General features: G+C 35.9%; 16 protein-coding genes. 7 read left to right on the forward strand and 9 right to left on the reverse strand.

Annotated features, from left to right (window positions below):
* Positions 1–418: 418 nt before the first annotated feature.
* The 3 genes from QM491_RS01120 to QM491_RS01130 all read right to left on the reverse strand — a co-directional run bounded on the left by QM491_RS01120 (position 419) and on the right by QM491_RS01130 (position 3,095).
* Complete coding sequence (locus QM491_RS01120; protein ID WP_283325413.1) at positions 419–919, reverse strand: lipocalin family protein; 501 nt, start codon at positions 917–919, stop codon at positions 419–421.
* A gap of 104 nt (positions 920–1,023) precedes the next feature.
* Positions 1,024–2,460, reverse strand: a complete 1,437-nt coding sequence (locus QM491_RS01125; RefSeq protein ID WP_283325414.1) for an ATP-dependent DNA helicase — start codon at positions 2,458–2,460, stop codon at positions 1,024–1,026.
* Between the two features lie 53 nt (positions 2,461–2,513).
* Positions 2,514–3,095 carry an aminotransferase class IV gene (locus tag QM491_RS01130; RefSeq protein ID WP_283325415.1) on the reverse strand — a complete coding sequence of 194 codons (582 nt, stop codon included), beginning with the start codon at positions 3,093–3,095 and terminating at the stop codon, positions 2,514–2,516.
* A 71-nt stretch (positions 3,096–3,166) separates the two neighbouring features.
* Between QM491_RS01130 and QM491_RS01135 the strand changes: the two genes are divergently transcribed.
* From QM491_RS01135 to QM491_RS01145, 3 genes are all read left to right on the forward strand, one after another.
* Positions 3,167–3,649, forward strand: coding sequence for a peptide deformylase (locus tag QM491_RS01135; RefSeq protein ID WP_283325416.1), 483 nt, complete (start codon positions 3,167–3,169; stop codon positions 3,647–3,649).
* A gap of 297 nt (positions 3,650–3,946) precedes the next feature.
* Entirely contained in the window at positions 3,947–5,923 is a 1,977-nt protein-coding gene (locus QM491_RS01140; RefSeq protein WP_283325417.1) for a beta-L-arabinofuranosidase domain-containing protein, read from the forward strand.
* Positions 5,924–6,171: 248 nt separating this feature from the next.
* On the forward strand, positions 6,172–6,903 hold the full coding sequence (locus QM491_RS01145) for a hypothetical protein (RefSeq protein WP_283325418.1): 732 nt from the start codon (positions 6,172–6,174) through the stop codon (positions 6,901–6,903).
* Between the two features lie 14 nt (positions 6,904–6,917).
* Here QM491_RS01145 and QM491_RS01150 read toward each other — a convergent pair whose 3' ends face one another.
* The gene (locus QM491_RS01150) at positions 6,918–7,535 is read right to left on the reverse strand and encodes an alpha-ketoglutarate-dependent dioxygenase AlkB family protein (protein ID WP_283325419.1); all 618 of its coding nucleotides are present in this window, start codon (positions 7,533–7,535) and stop codon (positions 6,918–6,920) included.
* Positions 7,536–8,137: 602 nt separating this feature from the next.
* Between QM491_RS01150 and QM491_RS01155 the strand changes: the two genes are divergently transcribed.
* Together QM491_RS01155 and QM491_RS01160 are read left to right on the forward strand one after the other, a co-directional pair.
* The gene (locus tag QM491_RS01155; protein WP_283325420.1) at positions 8,138–8,536 is read left to right on the forward strand and encodes a LytR/AlgR family response regulator transcription factor; all 399 of its coding nucleotides are present in this window, start codon (positions 8,138–8,140) and stop codon (positions 8,534–8,536) included.
* Positions 8,537–8,986: 450 nt separating this feature from the next.
* A complete protein-coding gene (locus QM491_RS01160) occupies positions 8,987–10,018 on the forward strand; it encodes a glycoside hydrolase family 43 protein (RefSeq protein WP_283325421.1) in 1,032 nt (343 codons plus the stop codon).
* Positions 10,019–10,146: 128 nt separating this feature from the next.
* Here QM491_RS01160 and ybiA read toward each other — a convergent pair whose 3' ends face one another.
* Positions 10,147–10,704: a riboflavin biosynthesis intermediates N-glycosidase gene (ybiA, locus tag QM491_RS01165; protein ID WP_283325422.1), complete on the reverse strand. Its 558-nt coding sequence runs from the start codon at positions 10,702–10,704 to the stop codon at positions 10,147–10,149.
* Between the two features lie 167 nt (positions 10,705–10,871).
* Positions 10,872–12,008: a tRNA 2-thiouridine(34) synthase MnmA gene (gene mnmA / locus QM491_RS01170; RefSeq protein ID WP_283325423.1), complete on the reverse strand. Its 1,137-nt coding sequence runs from the start codon at positions 12,006–12,008 to the stop codon at positions 10,872–10,874.
* 247 nt (positions 12,009–12,255) lie between these two features.
* On the opposite strand from mnmA, the gene QM491_RS01175 reads away from it, so the two are divergent.
* Positions 12,256–12,867 carry a beta/alpha barrel domain-containing protein gene (locus tag QM491_RS01175; protein WP_283325424.1) on the forward strand — a complete coding sequence of 204 codons (612 nt, stop codon included), beginning with the start codon at positions 12,256–12,258 and terminating at the stop codon, positions 12,865–12,867.
* Between the two features lie 397 nt (positions 12,868–13,264).
* On the opposite strand, the gene miaA is transcribed toward QM491_RS01175, so the two are convergent.
* Positions 13,265–14,161 (reverse strand): tRNA (adenosine(37)-N6)-dimethylallyltransferase MiaA, encoded by an 897-nt coding sequence (miaA, locus tag QM491_RS01180; protein WP_283325425.1) that lies wholly within the window; start codon positions 14,159–14,161, stop codon positions 13,265–13,267.
* A gap of 14 nt (positions 14,162–14,175) precedes the next feature.
* Positions 14,176–15,066 carry a hypothetical protein gene (locus QM491_RS01185; RefSeq protein WP_283325426.1) on the reverse strand — a complete coding sequence of 297 codons (891 nt, stop codon included), beginning with the start codon at positions 15,064–15,066 and terminating at the stop codon, positions 14,176–14,178.
* 301 nt (positions 15,067–15,367) lie between these two features.
* On the opposite strand from QM491_RS01185, the gene QM491_RS01190 reads away from it, so the two are divergent.
* Positions 15,368–16,957: a T9SS type A sorting domain-containing protein gene (locus QM491_RS01190; RefSeq protein WP_283325427.1), complete on the forward strand. Its 1,590-nt coding sequence runs from the start codon at positions 15,368–15,370 to the stop codon at positions 16,955–16,957.
* A 115-nt stretch (positions 16,958–17,072) separates the two neighbouring features.
* Here QM491_RS01190 and QM491_RS01195 read toward each other — a convergent pair whose 3' ends face one another.
* The gene (locus tag QM491_RS01195; protein WP_283325428.1) at positions 17,073–20,114 is read right to left on the reverse strand and encodes a PAS domain-containing hybrid sensor histidine kinase/response regulator; all 3,042 of its coding nucleotides are present in this window, start codon (positions 20,112–20,114) and stop codon (positions 17,073–17,075) included.
* Positions 20,115–20,135 lie beyond the last annotated feature (21 nt).

Consider the following 20,135-nt stretch of genomic DNA (forward strand, 5'->3'; position numbering starts at 1 on the left):
AAGTAATCCGATGTGATACCGCCAGTTGTTGAGTGGGACACTCGCCATGGATAGAAATAAATATCATCAGATATTCATCGCATCCGTGGTCAGTGTCTCACTGACCAATTGGCAAAAGTAATCCGATGTGATATAGCCAGTTGTTGAGTGGGACACTCGACATGGATAGAATAAATATCATCAGATATTCATCGCATCCGTGGTCAGTGTCTTACTGACCAATTGGCAAAAGTAATCCGATGTGATATAGCCAGTTGTTGAGTGGGACACTCGACATAGATAGAGAAATAAATATCATCGCATATCGCGTCCGTGGTCAGTGTCTCACTGACCAATTGGCAAAAGTAATCCGATGTGATACCGCCAGTTGTCGAGTAGGGCACTCGACATGGATAGAATAAATATCATCAGATATTCATTAATCATGCTTTTGTGAGCTTAGTTTATCTACGGGATAGCCTTTCGCTTTACATCTCGCTATAATCTCGTCTAATTGCTTTTGGGGCATGGACTTTTTGCGGCTCATGATAAACAAAAATTTGTACTCTGGATGTCCCACTACCACATAAGAATAATCTTCGGGAAGTTCGATAATCCAATAATCAACTCGATATGGCCATAAAAATTGTGCTTCGAGCTTAGCGTTATTGGTATTAACAACTGGAAAAACTTTGGATTTGACAGAGTGAACGTCCTCGTCATCTCCTTTTTTGTAGGTAGTTACGACATCGAAATAACCTTTGGAATTGAGAGAATAATACCCTGTGGTTTCGCGAGTATTGCGGTCAAACATTGTGGGTAAAGAGTAAAGCGAATACCAAACACCGCAATAGCGTCTTAAATCAACTTTCTCAACTGTAGCATTCGGCACTAAATTGGTTTTCATCCAAAACAAAGTAAAGACAAGTAAGTATTTCATAAGTTTCTCGTTTTGGAAAAATACGAAAAACTCAGTCTTTTAGATTTTGAATCACTTAAAACTCATTATCATTTATCAATTTTTTGGGGAAAATTACCAAATTTCTAATCAAAAAACTCATTATGAAAATTGACTAAAAATACTTCATGAGTTGCACGTGTGATACCTGTATAAAGCCAACGCACAAAGTCCTCATTGATTTGTTCATCTGTCAGATAGCCTTGTTCCACAAACACCGCATTCCACTGACCACCTTGAGATTTATGGCAAGTAAGCGCATAAGCAAATTTTACCTGTAGCGCATTAAGATAGGGGTCTTTACGGATTTCGGCGATACGATCTTTTTTGTTTGTAATATGCTCATAATCCAAGGCTACAGAGTCGTAAAGTGCTTTACTTTCATCCTTATTTAAAGATGGATTATTAGAATATAAAGTACTCAAAAGTACTTTTGCCTCGATTTCGGGGTGATCTTCATAATCGAGCAAACGCAAGTATAGGGTCGCAAAGCGAAACCCGTGCATTTCTTCTACACCCCGAATTTTCATAACCTCCACAAAATCACCATTGGCTAAAAATCCAGCGGGTGAATCTTCTCCAAGCCAATGATAATTGTTTCGTACAATCATCAATAGGTCTCCTACCGATAGTTCATCGTCTAAGGCAAATATTTGTTGTCGGATATATCGGTTATAAAGTACCGCTGTCTTGTTGGAGCGCGTTAGAATAATGGTATTTTCTCTACCAAATTTACGATAAGCATAGTTTAAGCCATCTTCTAGCTTTTCGCCAGTCATCTTATAAAAATCTCTATATCCTTTGGTCACAAAAGAAATTTTCGGTTTGTTGGTGCTGAGGGTACTACGCAATTGAGTAGCGTTATACAAAATCCCAGATTCGGCATCCTGGCGCATTACTTCGGTAAGTTCTTGCTCCAAAACGCCCAAATGAAACTGTCCTTCCATGTAAACTTTTTCCAGCGCTGGCGACATAAATTTACCCACAGGTGGCAACTGGGCGGTATCTCCTACAAAAATGATTTTGTTACCATTATAATCCAGTTCAGGATGAGTAAACACATATTCCATCAAATCGGTGAGCAAACCCGCAGTACCAAACTCGGCATCATCCGAAATCATCGAGGATTCATCAATGATAAAAATGGTATTGGTAGCGTAGTTATTTTGGCGCTGAAACTCTAAGCTACCTGTATATTGATTGGCAACTTGGCGATAAATTTTTTTGTGAATCGTCAACGCTATTTTTTTCGAATAATTCGACATGACTTTTGCCGCACGCCCTGTCGGTGCCAACAATACCGATTTATAGCCAAATTTGGGCAAAACTTTAATTATTGTCGAAATCACCGTGGTTTTTCCTGTACCTGCATATCCTTTTAACAAAAAGCATAATGGACCAAAATCGTCGGTATTGAGGATAAACTTTTCCATTTTCTGAAAAAGTTCAACCTGACCAACAGTTGGTTCAAATGGAAATTTTTGTCTTAATAAAAACGAAGGTGTCTTTTGTTCTTCTGCCACGGAATTATTGAGTGAGTTGTGATGGAGTAAAGTGAATTGTGATTTTTAATACATTAAAGAATAATTGCCTCTTCATGTGACAAGTCTCGAAAGGTGTTTATTAGGCATACTTTCTCGAAATGCTTTAGGTCTTCAACTTTGATAGCTTTTTCTTGTATTTGCTGAGTATCCAACAAATATTGTCTTTTGGTTCCTTTTAGCAAAGGTGTATCGGGGGTAAACCATTGTTTTCCATCCCAAAAGGCCAAATTCGCAATAGTGGCATCCGAAACCCATCCATTCTGTGTAATAATCAACTCGTCTGCGTCAGGATTTTCTTGAAGTAATTGTGTAAAAACACTTCTTTCCAGCCATTTGATGGCATAATCTATCGGTGAGGTTTCTATCACTTTTATTTTCCGAATAGTTTTCCACTGATATGGAATAAACTGCACCTCTTCTATTTCTTGTTGATATACTACTCGACAACGCACAATTCCGCCCTTGGATTCCTCAGGAATAGTCAAAATCTGAGCTAATTCAATGTCATCTTCACACTGCCAAAGTTGCTTTCGGGCAGCGTTCATGCGCGCTTGATGATAAGGTAATTGTAATACCTTGCCATTTTGTATCTGTATAGTTTCTAAAATTCTCATATTCTTCTGTAAATTTAAACTACTTTTTTTAAATAGATATTCCAGATTTTGCATAAATAATTGATTCAAAAATGAAAACTCTAGATGATTTGCTAGTATTGGGCGACCCTCGGCTTTATGAGATATGCCAAGAAGTTACAAAAGATGAACTTGTTTTGGTAAAGGAGTGGGCAGCTGACCTGCACCAAGTCATGCAGGAAATACGAGAAAAGTACAATTTTGGAAGAGCCATTGCTGCGCCGCAGTTGGGTATTATGAAAAGAGTGATTTATATGAATATCGATAAACCTGTAGTATTTATTAATCCAGTTTTAGAAAATCTCAGTGAAGAATTATTTGAGCTTTGGGATGATTGTATGAGTTTTCCTCGTCTCTTGGTCAAAGTAAAGCGTCATAAAAGTCTTACAATTCGCTACCTTGACGAAAATTGGCAAGAGCAGGTTTGGGATATGCAAGATGATCTATCTGAATTGCTCCAACATGAATATGACCATTTAGACGGTATTTTGTGTACTATGAGAGCTATCGATAATAAGTCTTTCAAATGGAGGTAGCGTGTATTTTTTTGCACCTTATTCTCTCTTTCTACAATAATAAGTACCTACCGAAATATAGAGCTCAACAGTATTGATACCCCTACTTCTATTGCCCTCTAACCCTGCATATCATATTGGGCAATTTATTCTATTTTTAGCAGTGGATAAATCATCCACGAATTAGTTATGTCTGAAGAAATAAGATGATTTAGCGTTTTTGTTTATTTCATTTGAAACCAATACAAGATATCATAAAACATCTTTTTCTTCACAAACAACTAATACACTATAAATCTATTTTCTATAAAATTTTCTATGAAAAAAAGAACAACACCATGGTTGGCAGTACTCTGCCTTATTGCTTCCTATTGCCTTCAGGCACAAAGCAACTACTATCAGCCCCTACCCTTAGGTGCTATCAAACCCAAAGGATGGCTTCGCGAAATGCTTTTGACACAAAAAAATGGATCAACAGGAAAATTGGATGAGTTGTATCCTTTGGTAATGGGACAACGCAACGGTTGGCTTGGCGGTGATGGAGACCAATGGGAACGTGGTCCGTATTGGATTGATGGGCTATTACCCTTAGCCTATATTCTTGATGATAAAGAGCTAATTGCGAAAGTAAAACCTTGGATAGAATGGAGTATAAAAAGTCAACAACCAAATGGATACTTTGGACCTTCTAAAGACTATGACTATGAAGCTGGAATACAAAGAGACAACAGTCATGATTGGTGGCCAAAGATGGTTATGCTGAAGATTTTACAGCAATATTACTCCGCTACTCAAGACAAAAGAGTGCTTACTTTGATGTCTAATTACTTTCGTTATCAATTAAAAGAACTTCCTCAGAAACCACTTGACCATTGGACTTTTTGGGCAAAATTCCGAGTTGCAGACAATCTGATGGCAGTATATTGGCTTTATGATATCACCCATGAGCCTTTTTTGTTAGACCTTGGAGAGTTGCTACACAAACAATCTTTTGACTTTACTCATCAGTTTCTTCAAACAGATTTCTTGACTCATTTTGGAAGTATCCACACCGTGAATCTGGCTCAGGGACTCAAAGAACCTATCATTTATTATCAAAAACATCAAGAAGCTAAATACCTTGAAGCCGTAAAGAAAGGGCTTATAGATATTCGTCATTATAATGGTTTTGCAAATGGCGGATATGGTGGAGATGAAGCTTTGCATGGCAATAATCCAACCCAAGGAACTGAGTTATGTACAATTGTAGAAATGATGTTTAGCCTCGAAAAAGCTCTTGAAATTACAGGTGATATATCTTTTGCAGATCAGTTAGAAAAACTTGCTTTCAACGCCTTACCCACTCAGATTACCGATGATTTTATGGAAAGGCAATATTTCCAACAAGCAAATCAGGTCATGGCTACTCGTCATCAACGCAATTTTGGTGACAATCATGGAGGAACAGATTTGTGTTTTGGCTTACTCACAGGTTACCCTTGCTGTACTTCTAATATGCACCAAGGTTGGCCTAAATTCACGCAAAATCTTTGGTACACAACCGCAGATAAAGGTATCGCAGCGTTGGTATATTCATCCAATGAGATGAAAACTTTGGTTGGTAAAAATACCATGCTTACCGTACTTGAAGAAACCAATTACCCTTTTGACGAAAGCATCAAGTTTACGCTATCTCTCAACAAATCAGACAGTTTCCCTTTTCATTTGAGGATTCCTGCTTGGTGTAAAAAGGCTATTGTAAAAGTAAATGGTAAAGATTTTCAAGAAATTGAAGGAAATCAAATCGTTAATTTAAATAGAATTTGGAAAAATGGCGATATCGTAGAATTAATATTACCAATGCATATTTTCAAAAATAAATGGTTCGAAAATTCCTTATCAATTGAGCGAGGACCAATTACATACGCTTTAAAAATTGGAGAGGAAAGTAAAAGAATGATCAATACCAAAGATTCAAAAATCTATGGCGAAAGCTATATAGAATCACGTCCTACTACAGATTGGAATTATGGTATTTTTGAGATGCCTGACAGTAAGTTAGAGTCATTTTTTATAACTACAAAATCAAATCATATTTCAAGCTACCCCTGGAACACCCAAAATACTCCTATCACAATTAGAACAAAGGCTAAAAAAATCCCTACATGGACTCTTTATAATGAGTCTGCTGGACACCTACCTTATTCGCCAATTTATGGCTTAGAAGCAAGTAATTTAGAAGAGGACATCGAATTAATTCCCTATGGGTGTACTACTTTGCGAATTTCACAATTTCCTGTAGTTGGCACAAAATAACATTGGTTTTTTAATAAAAAACGCTCTGCTTGTAAAGGCGATAAACACCTTTACAAGCTGTTTTGGGTTTAAGATTAAAACCATTTGCTAATTTTAAACTGTATTTGTGTAGTTTATTCCCTTTTAAAATCGAAGATTTATATTATTTTTAAAATCAGCTTATCCAAGACTTTCTTATTGAGTAGTGATATGGTCGCTCTTCAATAAGAAAGTTAGATATATATTTCTTGACTATATCTGATATTTAGATGAAGTACATTCTTTCCCAACCCATTTTTAACCATCATACACAAAACTTTAAGGCACTCATTACTCTGGCTTGGGGATTTTTTCCTTTTATTGCTCTGTTGTTATTTATTGATTCACCCTACTTTGTAGAGCGCTTTTTTGAGGGTAGATACCTAGCTGACGTCCTAACTATTCTTTATTTTTCGAGTTTGTTTAAATACAGCGATGCTCACTTACGAAAACTATTATTCATCATGGTTTTCTTATCATATCTTGGCGAATTAATATTTTGTAATGGTGTCGGAATGTATGACTATCGAACGCCCTATGTCCCATTTTATGTACCTTTTGGGCATAGTATTGTTTATGCCACTGGATATATTTTTGCCAAAAACCAATGGGTTATAAAACACGACAATACGCTTCGTTCTATCTTTATTGCCTTTTATGCTCTTGTGTTCTTAAGCGTTGGCTATTTCTTAAATGATGATTTTTCCCTATTATTTGGTCTTTTGTTTTTTATACTGGTAAGACGTAAAAGATGGCAAAATGTCTATTTTTTTATTGGTTTGGCAGTATTCACCACCGAGCTAATTGGAACCTATTACAACTGTTGGACTTGGAGGCCAATCACTTATGGAGGACTAGCGACCGCCAACCCTCCAATGGGAGCCGTATTTTTTTATGGAGGCGGAGATGTACTACTCGACAAAATAGTTTGGTATTATGAGCGCAAAATCCAAGCGATTTAGCCAGTTTTGATACATCAGTGCTGGTTTTCAATAGTGCGAAAAGTGAGATTGATTCTTGGCTTGCTAACTCTCTTGGTTGGTGGTAAGCGATGTAACCAAAAAGTCTGGGTTGTATCTTTCATCACCAACAAACTTCCGTGCTCTAATAACATCTCTACTTTCTCGCCAGAGTGTTTATGTTTAAAAGCAAACTTGCGCTCTGCACCAAAAGTAATCGACCCAATAGCTCCGTTTTTTTTCAAATCAATTTCATCGTCGCTGTGCCAGGCCATCCCCTCATCACCAGAATGATAGAGATTTAAAAGGCATGAGTTAAAAGTTTCGCCAGTAGCTATTTCTATTCGATTCTTGAGTGCTAGTAACTCAGGTGTCCAAGGCAAAGCTTCTTTGGTGACTTTTGAATATGTATATCGAAACGGCCTATCGCCATACCATGCTACCTTGCGTTTGGTAATGATTTTTTTACCAAAAATAATCGCCTCATCATTTCTCCAATCGATGGTATTCCAAAGCTTTTCGAAAAACATATTGGCTTCTTCTTCTAAAAAAAGTTTGCCATGGTAATTGACTATACCATCTTTTGGAAGCCAATTGATATGAGCATTATGCTCATTATATAAAAAAAGACTCATACATTTTGTTGGTTTTATAAAGCAAATTTTATGGATTTGCACTACACATCCTACCCGATTATTGCTAAATGTTCTCTGTGCTCACTTTCAAATATAAGGATTTAAAGAAATAACATAAATTGTTGATTAACAATCAAAAAAAATTTGCTTCTAATTATCTTTAAGTATAAATTTATATCTAATAGGATATTGGTTTCTGTCTCCAGTTTCACGAGATTTGTATAGAATCTAAAAGATAACTGAAGAATTTTCACCATAAAATAAAAAAAACAATAGTATTTAATCATATATTATCATCTACACTTTATGAATTCAACTCAATAGTTTCTTGCCTAACATTAATCAGTCGTACCACTCTTCTTGCATATTTCTAAGATAAAACATTCAAAGGTATTGCCCTTCGAACAGGGATTCTATTTACTAAAAAATCATCAACATTATCATTTTATTGCGCCTAAGTACTTCTTAAATTGTCCGTTTTTAGAATAATATAAAACCTAATTTTTGATATTATTAAACATTCACCCTAGGCAATTAAAATGAAAAGCATTGTTTCAAGCTTCTATTTTCAAATTAGTTGCTTTCAAACACTTATGTATTAAATGGTTTATCTAAAAAAAAGTGATAGTTTTTCGATCTCGCCAACACTCGAACCTAAAGAAAACAATGGACGCGAGTACGTCTTTGTAAAGCAAAATAACTTATATGTTAAGATGCCATATAAGAATTTAGTTTTTGCAAAAAGCTCAGGCAATTATGTAGAATTAATTACAAGCAATCAAAAAAAATACCTTCTAAAAACAAGTGTTCAGCAAATAGAAAACTCTTTGAATTACGAAAAAATTATTCGTATTCATCGTTCCTATTTGATTAACATTGACCACCTAATAGAATTTAGTGTTCAAGAAGTTACACTTAGTAATGGGTGTATTTTACCTATTGGCAAACATTATCAAGAAAACTTTATAAGCCTTGTTTTAAACTGCACAGTGCTTATGTAAACCTCTTACTTTAAACTATTTTGATTTAATACATTTTCAACATTAACACACTATATTTAAATAATTAGAACTCATGAAAGCCGAACTATTAAACCTAGTTTTTCTCACAGCAATAGCTCTTGTTGTGAGTGTAATTATTGGTATGCTCTATTTTTATAGAATGAAAAATAGAACCACTATTAAAAATCAATGCCCATGTTGTCACCAAAACTACGGACAAAGAGTACAAACTCCATTTGTGTATGATATTTTTAGAACAATCTTAAGTATCCCTGTAAAAACCTATAAATGTTTATCTTGTGACTCAATTTTTTTTGTAAAGTAAATATTAACGTATTGTCAACAGGGTTAGTAATTATGCTACAGGGGTATGTCCTGCTGAAGTAAGTTAGTACCTTGGATTCAATTTTTATTGGTCATAAATTAGGGTAATAATCAAATCCTAATTTTATGAAATCAATATCGCAATTTTCTATTTACTGTTTTTTAACATTAATTTTTACCCTCTCAAATGTGTTTGCTCAAGCTCCTAAAAAGACTTCTGGCAATCCCATTTTTGAGGGTTGGTATGCTGACCCTGAAGCGGTCATTTTAAATAAAGAATATTGGGTTTTCCCTACTTTTTCGGCCAAATACAAAAACCAGGTTTTCTTTGATGCCTTTTCGTCAAAAGATTTGGTCAATTGGAAAAAACATCCTAAAATTTTGGATACCACAGCCATCAAATGGGCAAAAATAGCTATGTGGGCTCCATCAATCGTACAAAAAGGAAAGCATTTTTTTTTGTTCTTTTCGGCTAATGATATTCAAAGTTCTGAAAGGAAAGGCTTTGGTCCCAATAATCCAGATAAGGATGATAAAGTGGGCGGAATAGGTATTGCAGTAGCTTCAAAACCCGAAGGCCCTTATAAAGATTATCTTGGTAAGCCTCTTATCAATCAATTTTATAACAAAGCTCAGCCTATTGATCAGGCAGTTTTTCAAGATAAAGACGGCCAATACTATATTATTTATGGAGGTTGGGGACATTGTAATATTGCCAAACTCAAATCTGACTTTACAGGTTTGATACCTTTAGAAAACGGTGAAATAGTTAAAGAAATCACGCCAAAAGGCTATGTGGAAGGACCCATTATGTTTATTCGCAAGGGTAAATATTATTTGATGTGGTCGGAAGGTGGCTGGACAAATGGAACGTACAAAGTGGCCTATGGCGTAGCGGATTCGGTTTGGGGACCATTTGAGAAAAAGTCAACTATCTTAGTGGCAGATGAAAAGGTTGCCACTGGTGCTGGGCATCATTCTGTAATCAATTCTCCTAAGTCTGATGACTGGTACATTGTGTATCACCGTCGCCCAATTCCTAATCTCGACCGTGACCATCGTGTGGTATGTGTCGATCATCTGTATTTTAACGAAGACGGTACCATTAAAGATGTAAAAATGACTTTCGAAGGCGTTGAACCTAAGAAATTGAAATAGGGAATTATTTCCATTTGAAAATAAAATAGCATTACTCCAGATAATTAGGAGTAATGCTATGAATTATGTCCTATGAAATAAGATGTCATTTCATACAAATTAGATACTCTTTCCCTAATGCCTGATCCCTATTGCCTAAAGTTCAGCAACCTATCGCGCACTTCCATAAGTGCATATCCCAATAGATTTTCGCCTTCCCACTCCATCGGATTTTCAACGTCTGGATGATCAGATGCCATACCAATACCCCAAATAGAATCGACAGGGCTTGCCTCTACGATAACTCGATTATTGGTCGTTAATAAAAACTCCTTTAAGGCTATATCTTGTGAAAATTTATGAAAATTACCTTCTACAACAATATTAAATTTATAGGTATCCCAAGTTTTTGAATTAAAATTTTTTACCGATCGGCCAAGCTTTTTTGCTTCTGCGGGACTCTTCACTTGTAAGATTTTCTGAGCAGACGCTTCATCTTGAAATAACCTAGCTTTTTGCACCATCATCCAATGTTCGGCTGTTTCAAATACCTCTTGATTCACTTTAAATGGTGACTGCCACCACTGGCTAAAACACGATTTTGAGAGGCTTCCATCTTTTGCAGATTGATGCCCCCAGAAAAATAGATATTTAATTGGCTCTCCGTAGTTGTACTTTTCACAGAGCCATTGTTGATTATATTTCATAGTTATCATTATGGTTAGAAATTCAAAAATAGTAAAATTTTAGTAATTGGTTAAACAAAAAGAAGATAGCTTCTTTTATAAACTTTGCTTCTTCTTGTTTTTTGGTAAAAAAAAAGGCTTTTTTCAAAGAAATTTGAAAAAAGCCCACAATAATTTATGTATCTATTTTATTGTACTACAGCTGCATAAATGCCTGAAGTTGCATCTTGTTTGAATGATTTTGTAATCCAGCCTCCGCCTACAACATCATTTTCTTCGTAGAAAACCGCCGCTTGACCTGGCGCAATACCCGATACAGGCTGATGAAAATCTACTCTAATTTTTTCGCCATCTTGGATGATTTTAGCTGGTGTTCCTTGATCTTTATAGCGAACCTTAGTGATGGTTTCTAAGGTATCAGGAATTGAGGCATACTTTGATAAGTTCAATTGTCCAACCCACATACCATCACGCTCCAAATCTTTGTCACGTCCCAAAACTACCTCGTTGGTTTCTTTGCGAATCTCTGTCACAAAAGCAGGATAGCCTAATGCAATACCCAAACCTTTGCGTTGACCGATGGTATAGAATGGATATCCTTCGTGTTTCCCCAATACTTTGCCACTAGTGTCTACAAAGTTTCCACCACGTACCTGTTCTTCTAATCCCTCTACACGTCGTTTTAAGAAGCCACGATAATCGTTGTCTGGCACAAAACAAATTTCATAACTTTCAGATTTGTTGACCAAATCCATAAAGCCACGTTCTTTTGCCATTTCTCGGATGGTACTTTTGGTCAAATGTCCCAAAGGTAACTTGGTGCGAGAAAGACTTTCTTGAGAAACACCCCATAATACATAGCTTTGATCTTTCCAAGTATCAACACCTTTAGAGATAACAAAACGTGAGTTTTCTTCACGAATATTAGCATAGTGACCAGTTGCGATGAACTCACAATCAAGTTTATCGGCACGACGCAAAAGCGCATCCCACTTGATGTGCGTATTACACATTACACAAGGGTTTGGGGTACGTCCTTCCAAGTATTCACCCGTAAAGTGATTGATTACATAATCGCCAAATTCTTCTCTAATATCGAGGATATAGTGAGGGAAACCCAACTCAACAGCAATATTACGTGCGTCGTTGATTGAATCTAAAGAGCAACAACCTGTTTCTTTTTTGGTACCACCAGAGGAAGCATAATCCCATGTTTTCATGGTCATACCTACTACTTCGTAACCTTGTTCGTGAAGCATTACTGCTGCCACCGAACTGTCGATACCGCCACTCATGGCGACTAAAATTCTTCCGTGTTTACTCATGTTTTCGGCGAGGATTCAAAGTCCTCCGTTATTCTTTAATATGATATTTCAATAATAAGCTGATTATTGTTGCCAATACATTAATAGTATTAATCAAAGATTGACATTTTTTTTCAACCAAATATTCTTTTGCAAAAATACAATATTTTTCTAACACCATGGCTAGCTTTTTGGTTCTGAGTTAGTCAAATTGTACTTTTGCAAAAATTATAGGGTAAACGTTTTTCCCTACAAGCAGAAAACAATTATGTTAAAAACTATCGTTAAGGTTTCGGAGGTAAATAATTTATCGGATGCTCGTTACTGTGCAGGAATGGGCGTTGAATATATTGGATTTTCGATGGACAATGTTCCTTTTGAGAAATACAAAGAAATGAGAGGTTGGCTTGCAGGCGTTCAAATCGTAGGTGAAACCAACTCAAATAATGCTTTGCATATTCAAGAGATGGTAAGTGTTTTCTTACCAGATGCTATTCAGATTTCGGCTAATTCAGGTAGTGATTTGCCTGATTTAGATACGTTGAAAGAGTTGAACTTGCCAATTATTCTCAAAACTGATTTCGCAGAAGCTAATCTTCCAGCTTTATTTCAATCGACTGCTGGATATATTACCTATTTTTTATTAGAAAATTCGGATGAGTTTACACCAATAGATGCCATTACTAGTCAAATAGAAACTTGGGCGGCACAATACCCCATCATTTTAGGGTTTGGTGTTACCGAAGACAACGCCAATCAATTGTTGGAGGAAGTAGGATTTAAAGGATTGGCTTTGAAAGGTGGACAAGAGATTAGACCAGGATTTGCTAATATGGACGAACTCATTAATATTTTGGAAGTATTAGATGATGATTTTTAAGCTACAAAAAAGGGTTTGAAATTTGAAGGTACTTATCATATCCTCAAATTTCAAACCCTTCAGATTAATTGTCTTTAACAAAGCAGGAACACTTATGAATTAGTAAGTAATATGTTGGTACTTATATCATCTTACTACAAATCAAGCACAGATAAAATTTTCTTATTTTGAAAATTTCTTTTCTTTGTGAGTACTACTCACAGAATAGGAAAGGTAAAGTCCCATTCCTAATAATATAAGGGCAAAAATAACGACTGACATTTTGGATAGGAGTGAAAAGAGTGTGAAAAAATCTCTAATTTGATACAATGACAACTTTGAACAGGCAAACCCTAATCGAATTGTAATATTTATACGATTTTTCTAAAACAAAGAAACAAAACACTCCTAAAAAAGCCTATAAAAACTCTTGAATTTGAGTAAACGGCTCTACTTCTAACCAATTGATAATCAAACCTTCTTTTTCCATTTTCCTAAAATAAGTCATTTGTCTTTTGGCAAATTGATGTATTGCTACATTCAATCGATCAAACATGGTTTGATAGTCTATTGTACCTTGTAAATACTCGGTTATCCATTTGTATTCTAGTCCATAAAATATCAATTTATCAGAGCTCACACCTGCACTGAGTAGTGCTTTTACTTCCTCCACCATTCCATGCTCCAATCGTTGATGTAAACGTGTTGTAATTTTTTCTCTTCGTAATTCCAAGGGAGGATTTAATCCGAAAATAATAGAATTGATAGCTTGTTGCTGAGGTAATTCAAACTCAGGGTGCGTCTTCAAATACTCTCCTATTTCGATGGCTCTGATGGTACGCTTATGTGTAGATGTATCTGCTTTGGGCACAAAAGAAGATAATGATCCAAATCTTTTTAATAGCTCCTCCTGTGACAAAGGAAGCAATACTGCACGCAACTCCTCATCAATAGGAACAGCAGTGTATTGAAACCCCCTCAAAACAGCCTCCAAATACAAGCCACTTCCTCCACAGAGAATAGCAATTTTACCTCGATTCCGAATATCATTAAATACTTTTTGAAAATCTTTTTGAAACTGAAAAATATGATAACTATCGCCTGCATTTACAATGTCAATCAAGTGATATGGCACCTCTCTATCGCCTATACGATACTCTTCTAGGTCTTTTCCTGTCCCTAAGTTCATTCCACGGTAAACCTGCCTTGAATCTGCACTGATAATTTCGGCATCTAGCTGTGCCGCTAGCTGCACAGCCATACGAGTTTTGCCTGAGGCTGTTGGGCCTAATATCGTTATTAATTCATATTGCATATTATAAAACTTAACTATTCTTTTCTAAGTGTTTTTATGTATTTTAAACTACCCGAATTACATATCTTAATCCAATTTTGGCTCTTTAGCTCTTCTAAAGAATATTGTTGTAAAATACGGTTTTCGGGATAACGCTCATAAGTATCAGCGTTTACAAAATAATTTATAATTATCTCAAAATCAATAATTTTCGTAAAACCAAGCACATCATAACTACGCCCATCAGACCAATCTTTGTCGGCATAGCTCATGATATCGTCTGGTTGGTTTTCTTGTATAAAAGCCTGCATAAGTTTGTCCATACCTCCTACCACAACAAATCCTTGCAATGAGGCAAAACGTAGTAGTTCATACGAACGAAAATATTGTCTATTACCCCATTTCATAGTTCGACCACCACTAAAACTGGCTACCGCAATAAGGGTATTTTCGTGACTTGGAAAACTTTCGCCTAAATATTTGGGGATATATTGTTTTTTGAGAAAAAGACCATATTTGAGTTTGGCCTGCGTACTCCCTTGTAGATGATGTATATCTAAAAAAGAATCCATCAGAGGTTTGTCTATCCTAGCAACAATACAATGACGAGCGTGCAATCTGACAAAAAAGCCTAGGATACTTCTGATTCTTGCTTTTAAAAGAGATTGCTTGGTATGCCATAAATCTTGCCAAAGGCAAATGTACTTAGTTCCAGTAGTCGCAGCAATATGACTCAAACTATTTCCATAAGATTCTGAAAGTGGTGATTGTTGCCAGCAAAAAATATCAAAAAGGATCAATTTTATATTTTTGGTCGGAAAATATATCGAAGGTAAATCTTGTCCTTCTAATTTCTCTGTAGTCCTTTGAAAAGGAATCTCCTGTGATTTGAGCCATTGACAAAGCTCGTCTATCCATTCAGCCATTACTATTCTATTTTACTACAAAGATAATCATTCTTATTATGGTACTTCAACAAGCACAACAATTGCTAAATTAAAGCCTTTTTATTGGTATGTTTTCATCAAATGAAAAGTAAAAGCACTTTCTTTCAAAATAGAAAAAGACTTTCTAGTAAATACATTTTAGGACAAAAAGATACATAAATGCGAAAATTTCATAATTTTGTTAAAGTCACCTATTACTAAGTTTAATGTTTCGATTAATTATCCGCCAGTTTTTAATTTATTCATTTTGGTTTATAGAATTATGCGCTTGATTATAGCTATGATATTTTTTTTGAACGTCATTATAAATTTTCAGTCTATTTCGCAAAACTGTAATTGTGACGTCAAAATTAGCAAGGCCAACTATTTTGACCCTTCAAATTTGCCCGTTAAACCTGGACAAACAGTTTGTATTAGTGCAGGTGATTATTCAGAAATCAGATTTACGAACATCAAAGGTACAGCCTCAGCACCCATCAAAATCATCAACTGTGGTGGCAAAGCAAACATCACTGGCTACAATGTAGGTGTTTTATTTTCTGATTGTAACCATATTCAATTTTTAGGCTCTGGTGAATCTAGTATTCAGGAAGGCTTTGGCATAAGTTCAACGGCTAATGCCTCTATGGGTATCAAAATTGAAGGAACAAGTAGCGATATAGAGGTTGCTAACGTCGAAATTTCTCATGTAGGTTTTGCAGGAATTATGGTAAAATCTGATCCAATTTGTGATCAAAGCAACTGGGAAGGAAACTTTGCCATGTTCAATATTTTGTTACACCATAATTACATTCATGACACTGGTGGCGAAGGAATGTACATAGGAAGTTCCTTTTGGAATGAAGGTCAAGAAATTATTTGTGATGGCAGCAAGGTATTAGCATATCCTCATCTGATTTATGGATTAGACGTTCATCATAACAAAATACATAAAACCGCAGCCGAAGGTATTCAATACGCATGTGCTCCCGATGCAAAGGTGCATCATAACGAATTACAACATACTGGTTACAATCCTTTTTCGGTATATCAAGTAAATGGAATTCAAATTGGTGGAGGGGCAGGTGGAGATTGTTACAATAATGTCATACATGATGTAAATGGTACAGGCATTATTATGTTGGGTGGATTAGGCAATCAACAGATTTATAATAACCTGATTTATAATATAGGAGGAAATGGTATTTTTTCGGATACTAGACCTCGTTCGAGCGAAAATACCTACGTTCGAATTATGAACAATAGCATTATAAGTACCACTGGCGAGAGCATAAAACTCTACAGTACCATTCAGCACTACGAGATTTACAATAATTTACTTCTCAAAACAGCTAGCAATCAGTATATCAAAACTTACTCGACAGTAAGATATACCGCTTCAAATAATTTTACCAATAACTCGATAGACAACGCCAAGCTTCAATATTCTAACGATAATAATTATAAACCAAGGTTATCTTCGCCACTAGTAAATGCAGGGAAGGATTTGGCTTTTCTTAATCTTAAAACAGATTTGATCGATACACTCCGACCTATTGGTGGAGCCTATGATATTGGCTGTTATGAATATACAGGTAATTGGACGGTAGACGACTTTGTGCCCGCTCAAGAACTACCTACTTATCCTAACCCCTGTAGCTCTATACTATTTGTCCGTTTGCCAGCAGTCAATCAATTTTTTAATTTGAAGATTTTTGATGGTCTGGGAAGACTTGTGCAGGCTCAAGAAAATATGATAGCAGAAAATAATTTGTTACCCATAGACATGTCTGATTTACCCCCCAATCTTTATTTGATATCAGTAATACCAACTACTGGCAACACAAAGATCACTCCTATTTATCAAGGGAAAGTTTTGAAGATACCTTAAGAGCTTTTAGATGTCAGCTATCAGCTTGTAAAAATTTAGTATCAAATCCCGAATTTAGTGATGCTTTCGAAAAAACTTGTGAGCATTTATAAAAGGATATATTTGCCAAACTATTTTATCCAGCTTGTATATTTTCTTTTTTATATAAAGCTATTTTACGATATAGTTCGTCAGGATTGAAGGGCTTCGAAATATAATCATTCATACCCACCGAAAACGCTTTATCCTTAATGTCAAGCATTGCTGAAGCTGTCAGTGCTATAATTGGAATATGCGCAAATTTATCATTACTCAACGCTCTGATACTTTGAGTAGCCTCATACCCATCCATTTCGGGCATTTGTAAATCCATCAATACCATATCATAGTCTGATTGCTGTACCATTTGAACAGCAAGAACACCATTTTCGGCCACATCGCTCTCTATATCCCATCGCTTAAAAAATTGTTGCGCTACAATAATGTTTATTCGATTATCGTCGGCAATTAATAATTTAAGTCCTTTCAAACTTGGGTGCTTTTGGATTGTCATATCAGGTTCAGTACGTTTTTTAAATTGGAAGGAACTATTCTTCAGACGAAGGTCAAAGTAAAACGTCGAACCTTCTCCTGGAGCACTTTCTAATTGGATTTTACTACCTTGTAACTCCAATAATCGCTTCGTAATGGTCAATCCGAGTCCTGTTCCTCCATATTTTCGGGTAGTTTCGGGACTAGCTTGCGTAAAACTGTCAAAAATAGAATTCCATTTATCTTGAGGTATGCCTATTCCAGTATCTTTTACCTCAAAAGTTACCGTTGTAGAATCCGCATCTTTTTTGAGAATCGATGCAGAAATCGTAACACGTCCATAATCCGTAAACTTCACTGCGTTGGATACAAGATTGGTGAGGATTTGACCTATTCTTACCGAATCTCCTTTTACCGCCTCAGGAAGATCGTCTTCCATCATCAACTTTAACTGAATCCCTTTATCAATAGCCTTTTGCAACAAAGCTGCTCTGATATTGATTAACAAATCTTTCAGGCTAAAATCCACTTCTTCAAAAGTAATTTTTCCTGCCTCTATCTTATTAAAATCAAGAATATCATTGATTAATACTAGTAGATTTTCTGCTGAGAATTTCAAAATCTTCAAATATTCTGCTTGATCTTCACGAGCATTTTGCATCAATAAATGTGTAATTCCAATTACAGCATTCATAGGCGTACGAATTTCGTGGCTCATAGTTGACAAAAACTGCGTTTTGGCAACTGCCGCTTGTTCGGCTTCCTCTTTAGCAAGAATAAGGATATTTTTTGCTTCAATTTGATCAGTAATCACATCAAAGCAAATAATTATTCCCCCGATCTCGCCCGAGTCCAAGTACCATGGACGAGCATCCCAACGTACCCATTCTAATTCTCCATCTGCACGCGTGTAGCTATCACATTTAGAATGATGTATTTCGCCTTTCAAACACAAATCATTGATAGCTTTCCATTTTTGAGGAATATTTGGCAACACCTCATAATGATTATGTCCAATCAAGTCTTGTTCCTGAATCTGAAAAGAGTTAATCCAATGCTGGCTGTAGGCGAGATAATTCATTTTGGTATCAAATATTGCTACAGCAGCAGGGGTATTAGTAATAAAATTGGCAAACTGTTCTTGTTTGATTAGTATAGCTTCTTGATTCTTTCTTTCTTGGGTGATATCCAAAATAGCCCCAACAATTTTATCTACCTTACCGCTTTCCGAAACAGTTGGCTTACCTATTTTGCGAACTATCTTTTTCTTGTTGTTACTCAAATTGAGTGATAGTTCTATCTCAAACTCTTCATGATTTTGGATAGCCTGCTCTAGTAAGTTCTGATATTGAGCTTTTGTAGTTTCGTCTATCCAATCAAGCAGATTAATTTTAGGAAAACTCGAAACATCTTCTATTTCAAATATTTCACATGCCGCCGAAGAATAAGTATTGGTATGGGTCGATAAGTCAAGAACCCAACTAGCCGAATGAGTCAGCAACTGTGTTTCGGCTAACAAAAGCTGTGTTTTGGCTAGCTTTGCTTCTGCTTTCTTTCTCTCTGTAATATCATGCCAAACGACCAAAAGCGCATCTTTTTGATTTAAGCGAATTGGGTTAAGAGTAACCTCCGCTAAAAAAGTAGAGCCATCGAGACGTCTATGAAGCCACTCAAAACGATGATAGCCATTTTGACGAGCCAAAGCATCCATTTTTTTCGACTTTTCGAGTGACGTTGAGCCATCTGGCTGAAAATCAGGCGAAAAATAAGCAGGATGGTATCTCAATAAGGTTGCCTTGTCATCACATCCGAGCATTTGAACCGCAGCAGCATTGCAATCAATAATGCCATTTTCATCAAAGATCAAATGAGCATCCGTAGAACGCTCAAAAATTACATTGAGGCGTTCATCAAACAATTTAAAATCTGTAATATCTTGTATGATACCTAAGACTTTTGACGATGTTTTTGAATCTGCAATAATTCTAAACCAACGTCCAATCCCTAGCGTTTTATCAACCTCAAACTCCAGAGTAAATATATTATGCGAATTGGATAAAGCTTTTACATTTCTTTTGAACGAAAGAAAATCCTCCTCATGAGCAAATATATTTTGGAATACATCCCAATCAACACAAGCTGATGGCAAATGCAAAATCTTTTGAGCGGGTTTATTGAGATAAAAAGATTTCTTTGTAAAATCAAATTCCCAAGCACCACTTTTACCCAACAGAGAGGTGTGCTGATAAAGTCTATCTTCTTTTTGTGTTTCTAATAATTGCAGTGTTTCTTCGGTAATGTCTACAAAACTACCCACCACCGCTTCTACAGAAAAGTCATTGACGAGATTTCTAAATCCTGCACGTACATATCGTACTTCGTGATTGGGCAATTTCATGCGCCATTTAAACGAAATATGTTTTGATTCAAGCGTCTGAGAAAGCTCTTCGAATGCGTTTTGGAAATCAAATAAATCCGAAGCAGAAAGATAATCATGCCAAAAAGCCTCCGACGCGTTAAAATCAGCCTCGGGGTATGCCAGAAGATTGAGAAAAGTTGGGTTACATGAGTTCAGATGAGTGCTTGCGTCCCAAAGCCAATATCCTACAAATGTATCTTCAAATATATGATTTACCAGATTTTGCATAAGCAACTGTCCACAAATAAT

It is taken from the genome of Flectobacillus longus, assembly GCF_030056705.1.
GTDB lineage: Bacteria > Bacteroidota > Bacteroidia > Cytophagales > Spirosomataceae > Flectobacillus > Flectobacillus longus.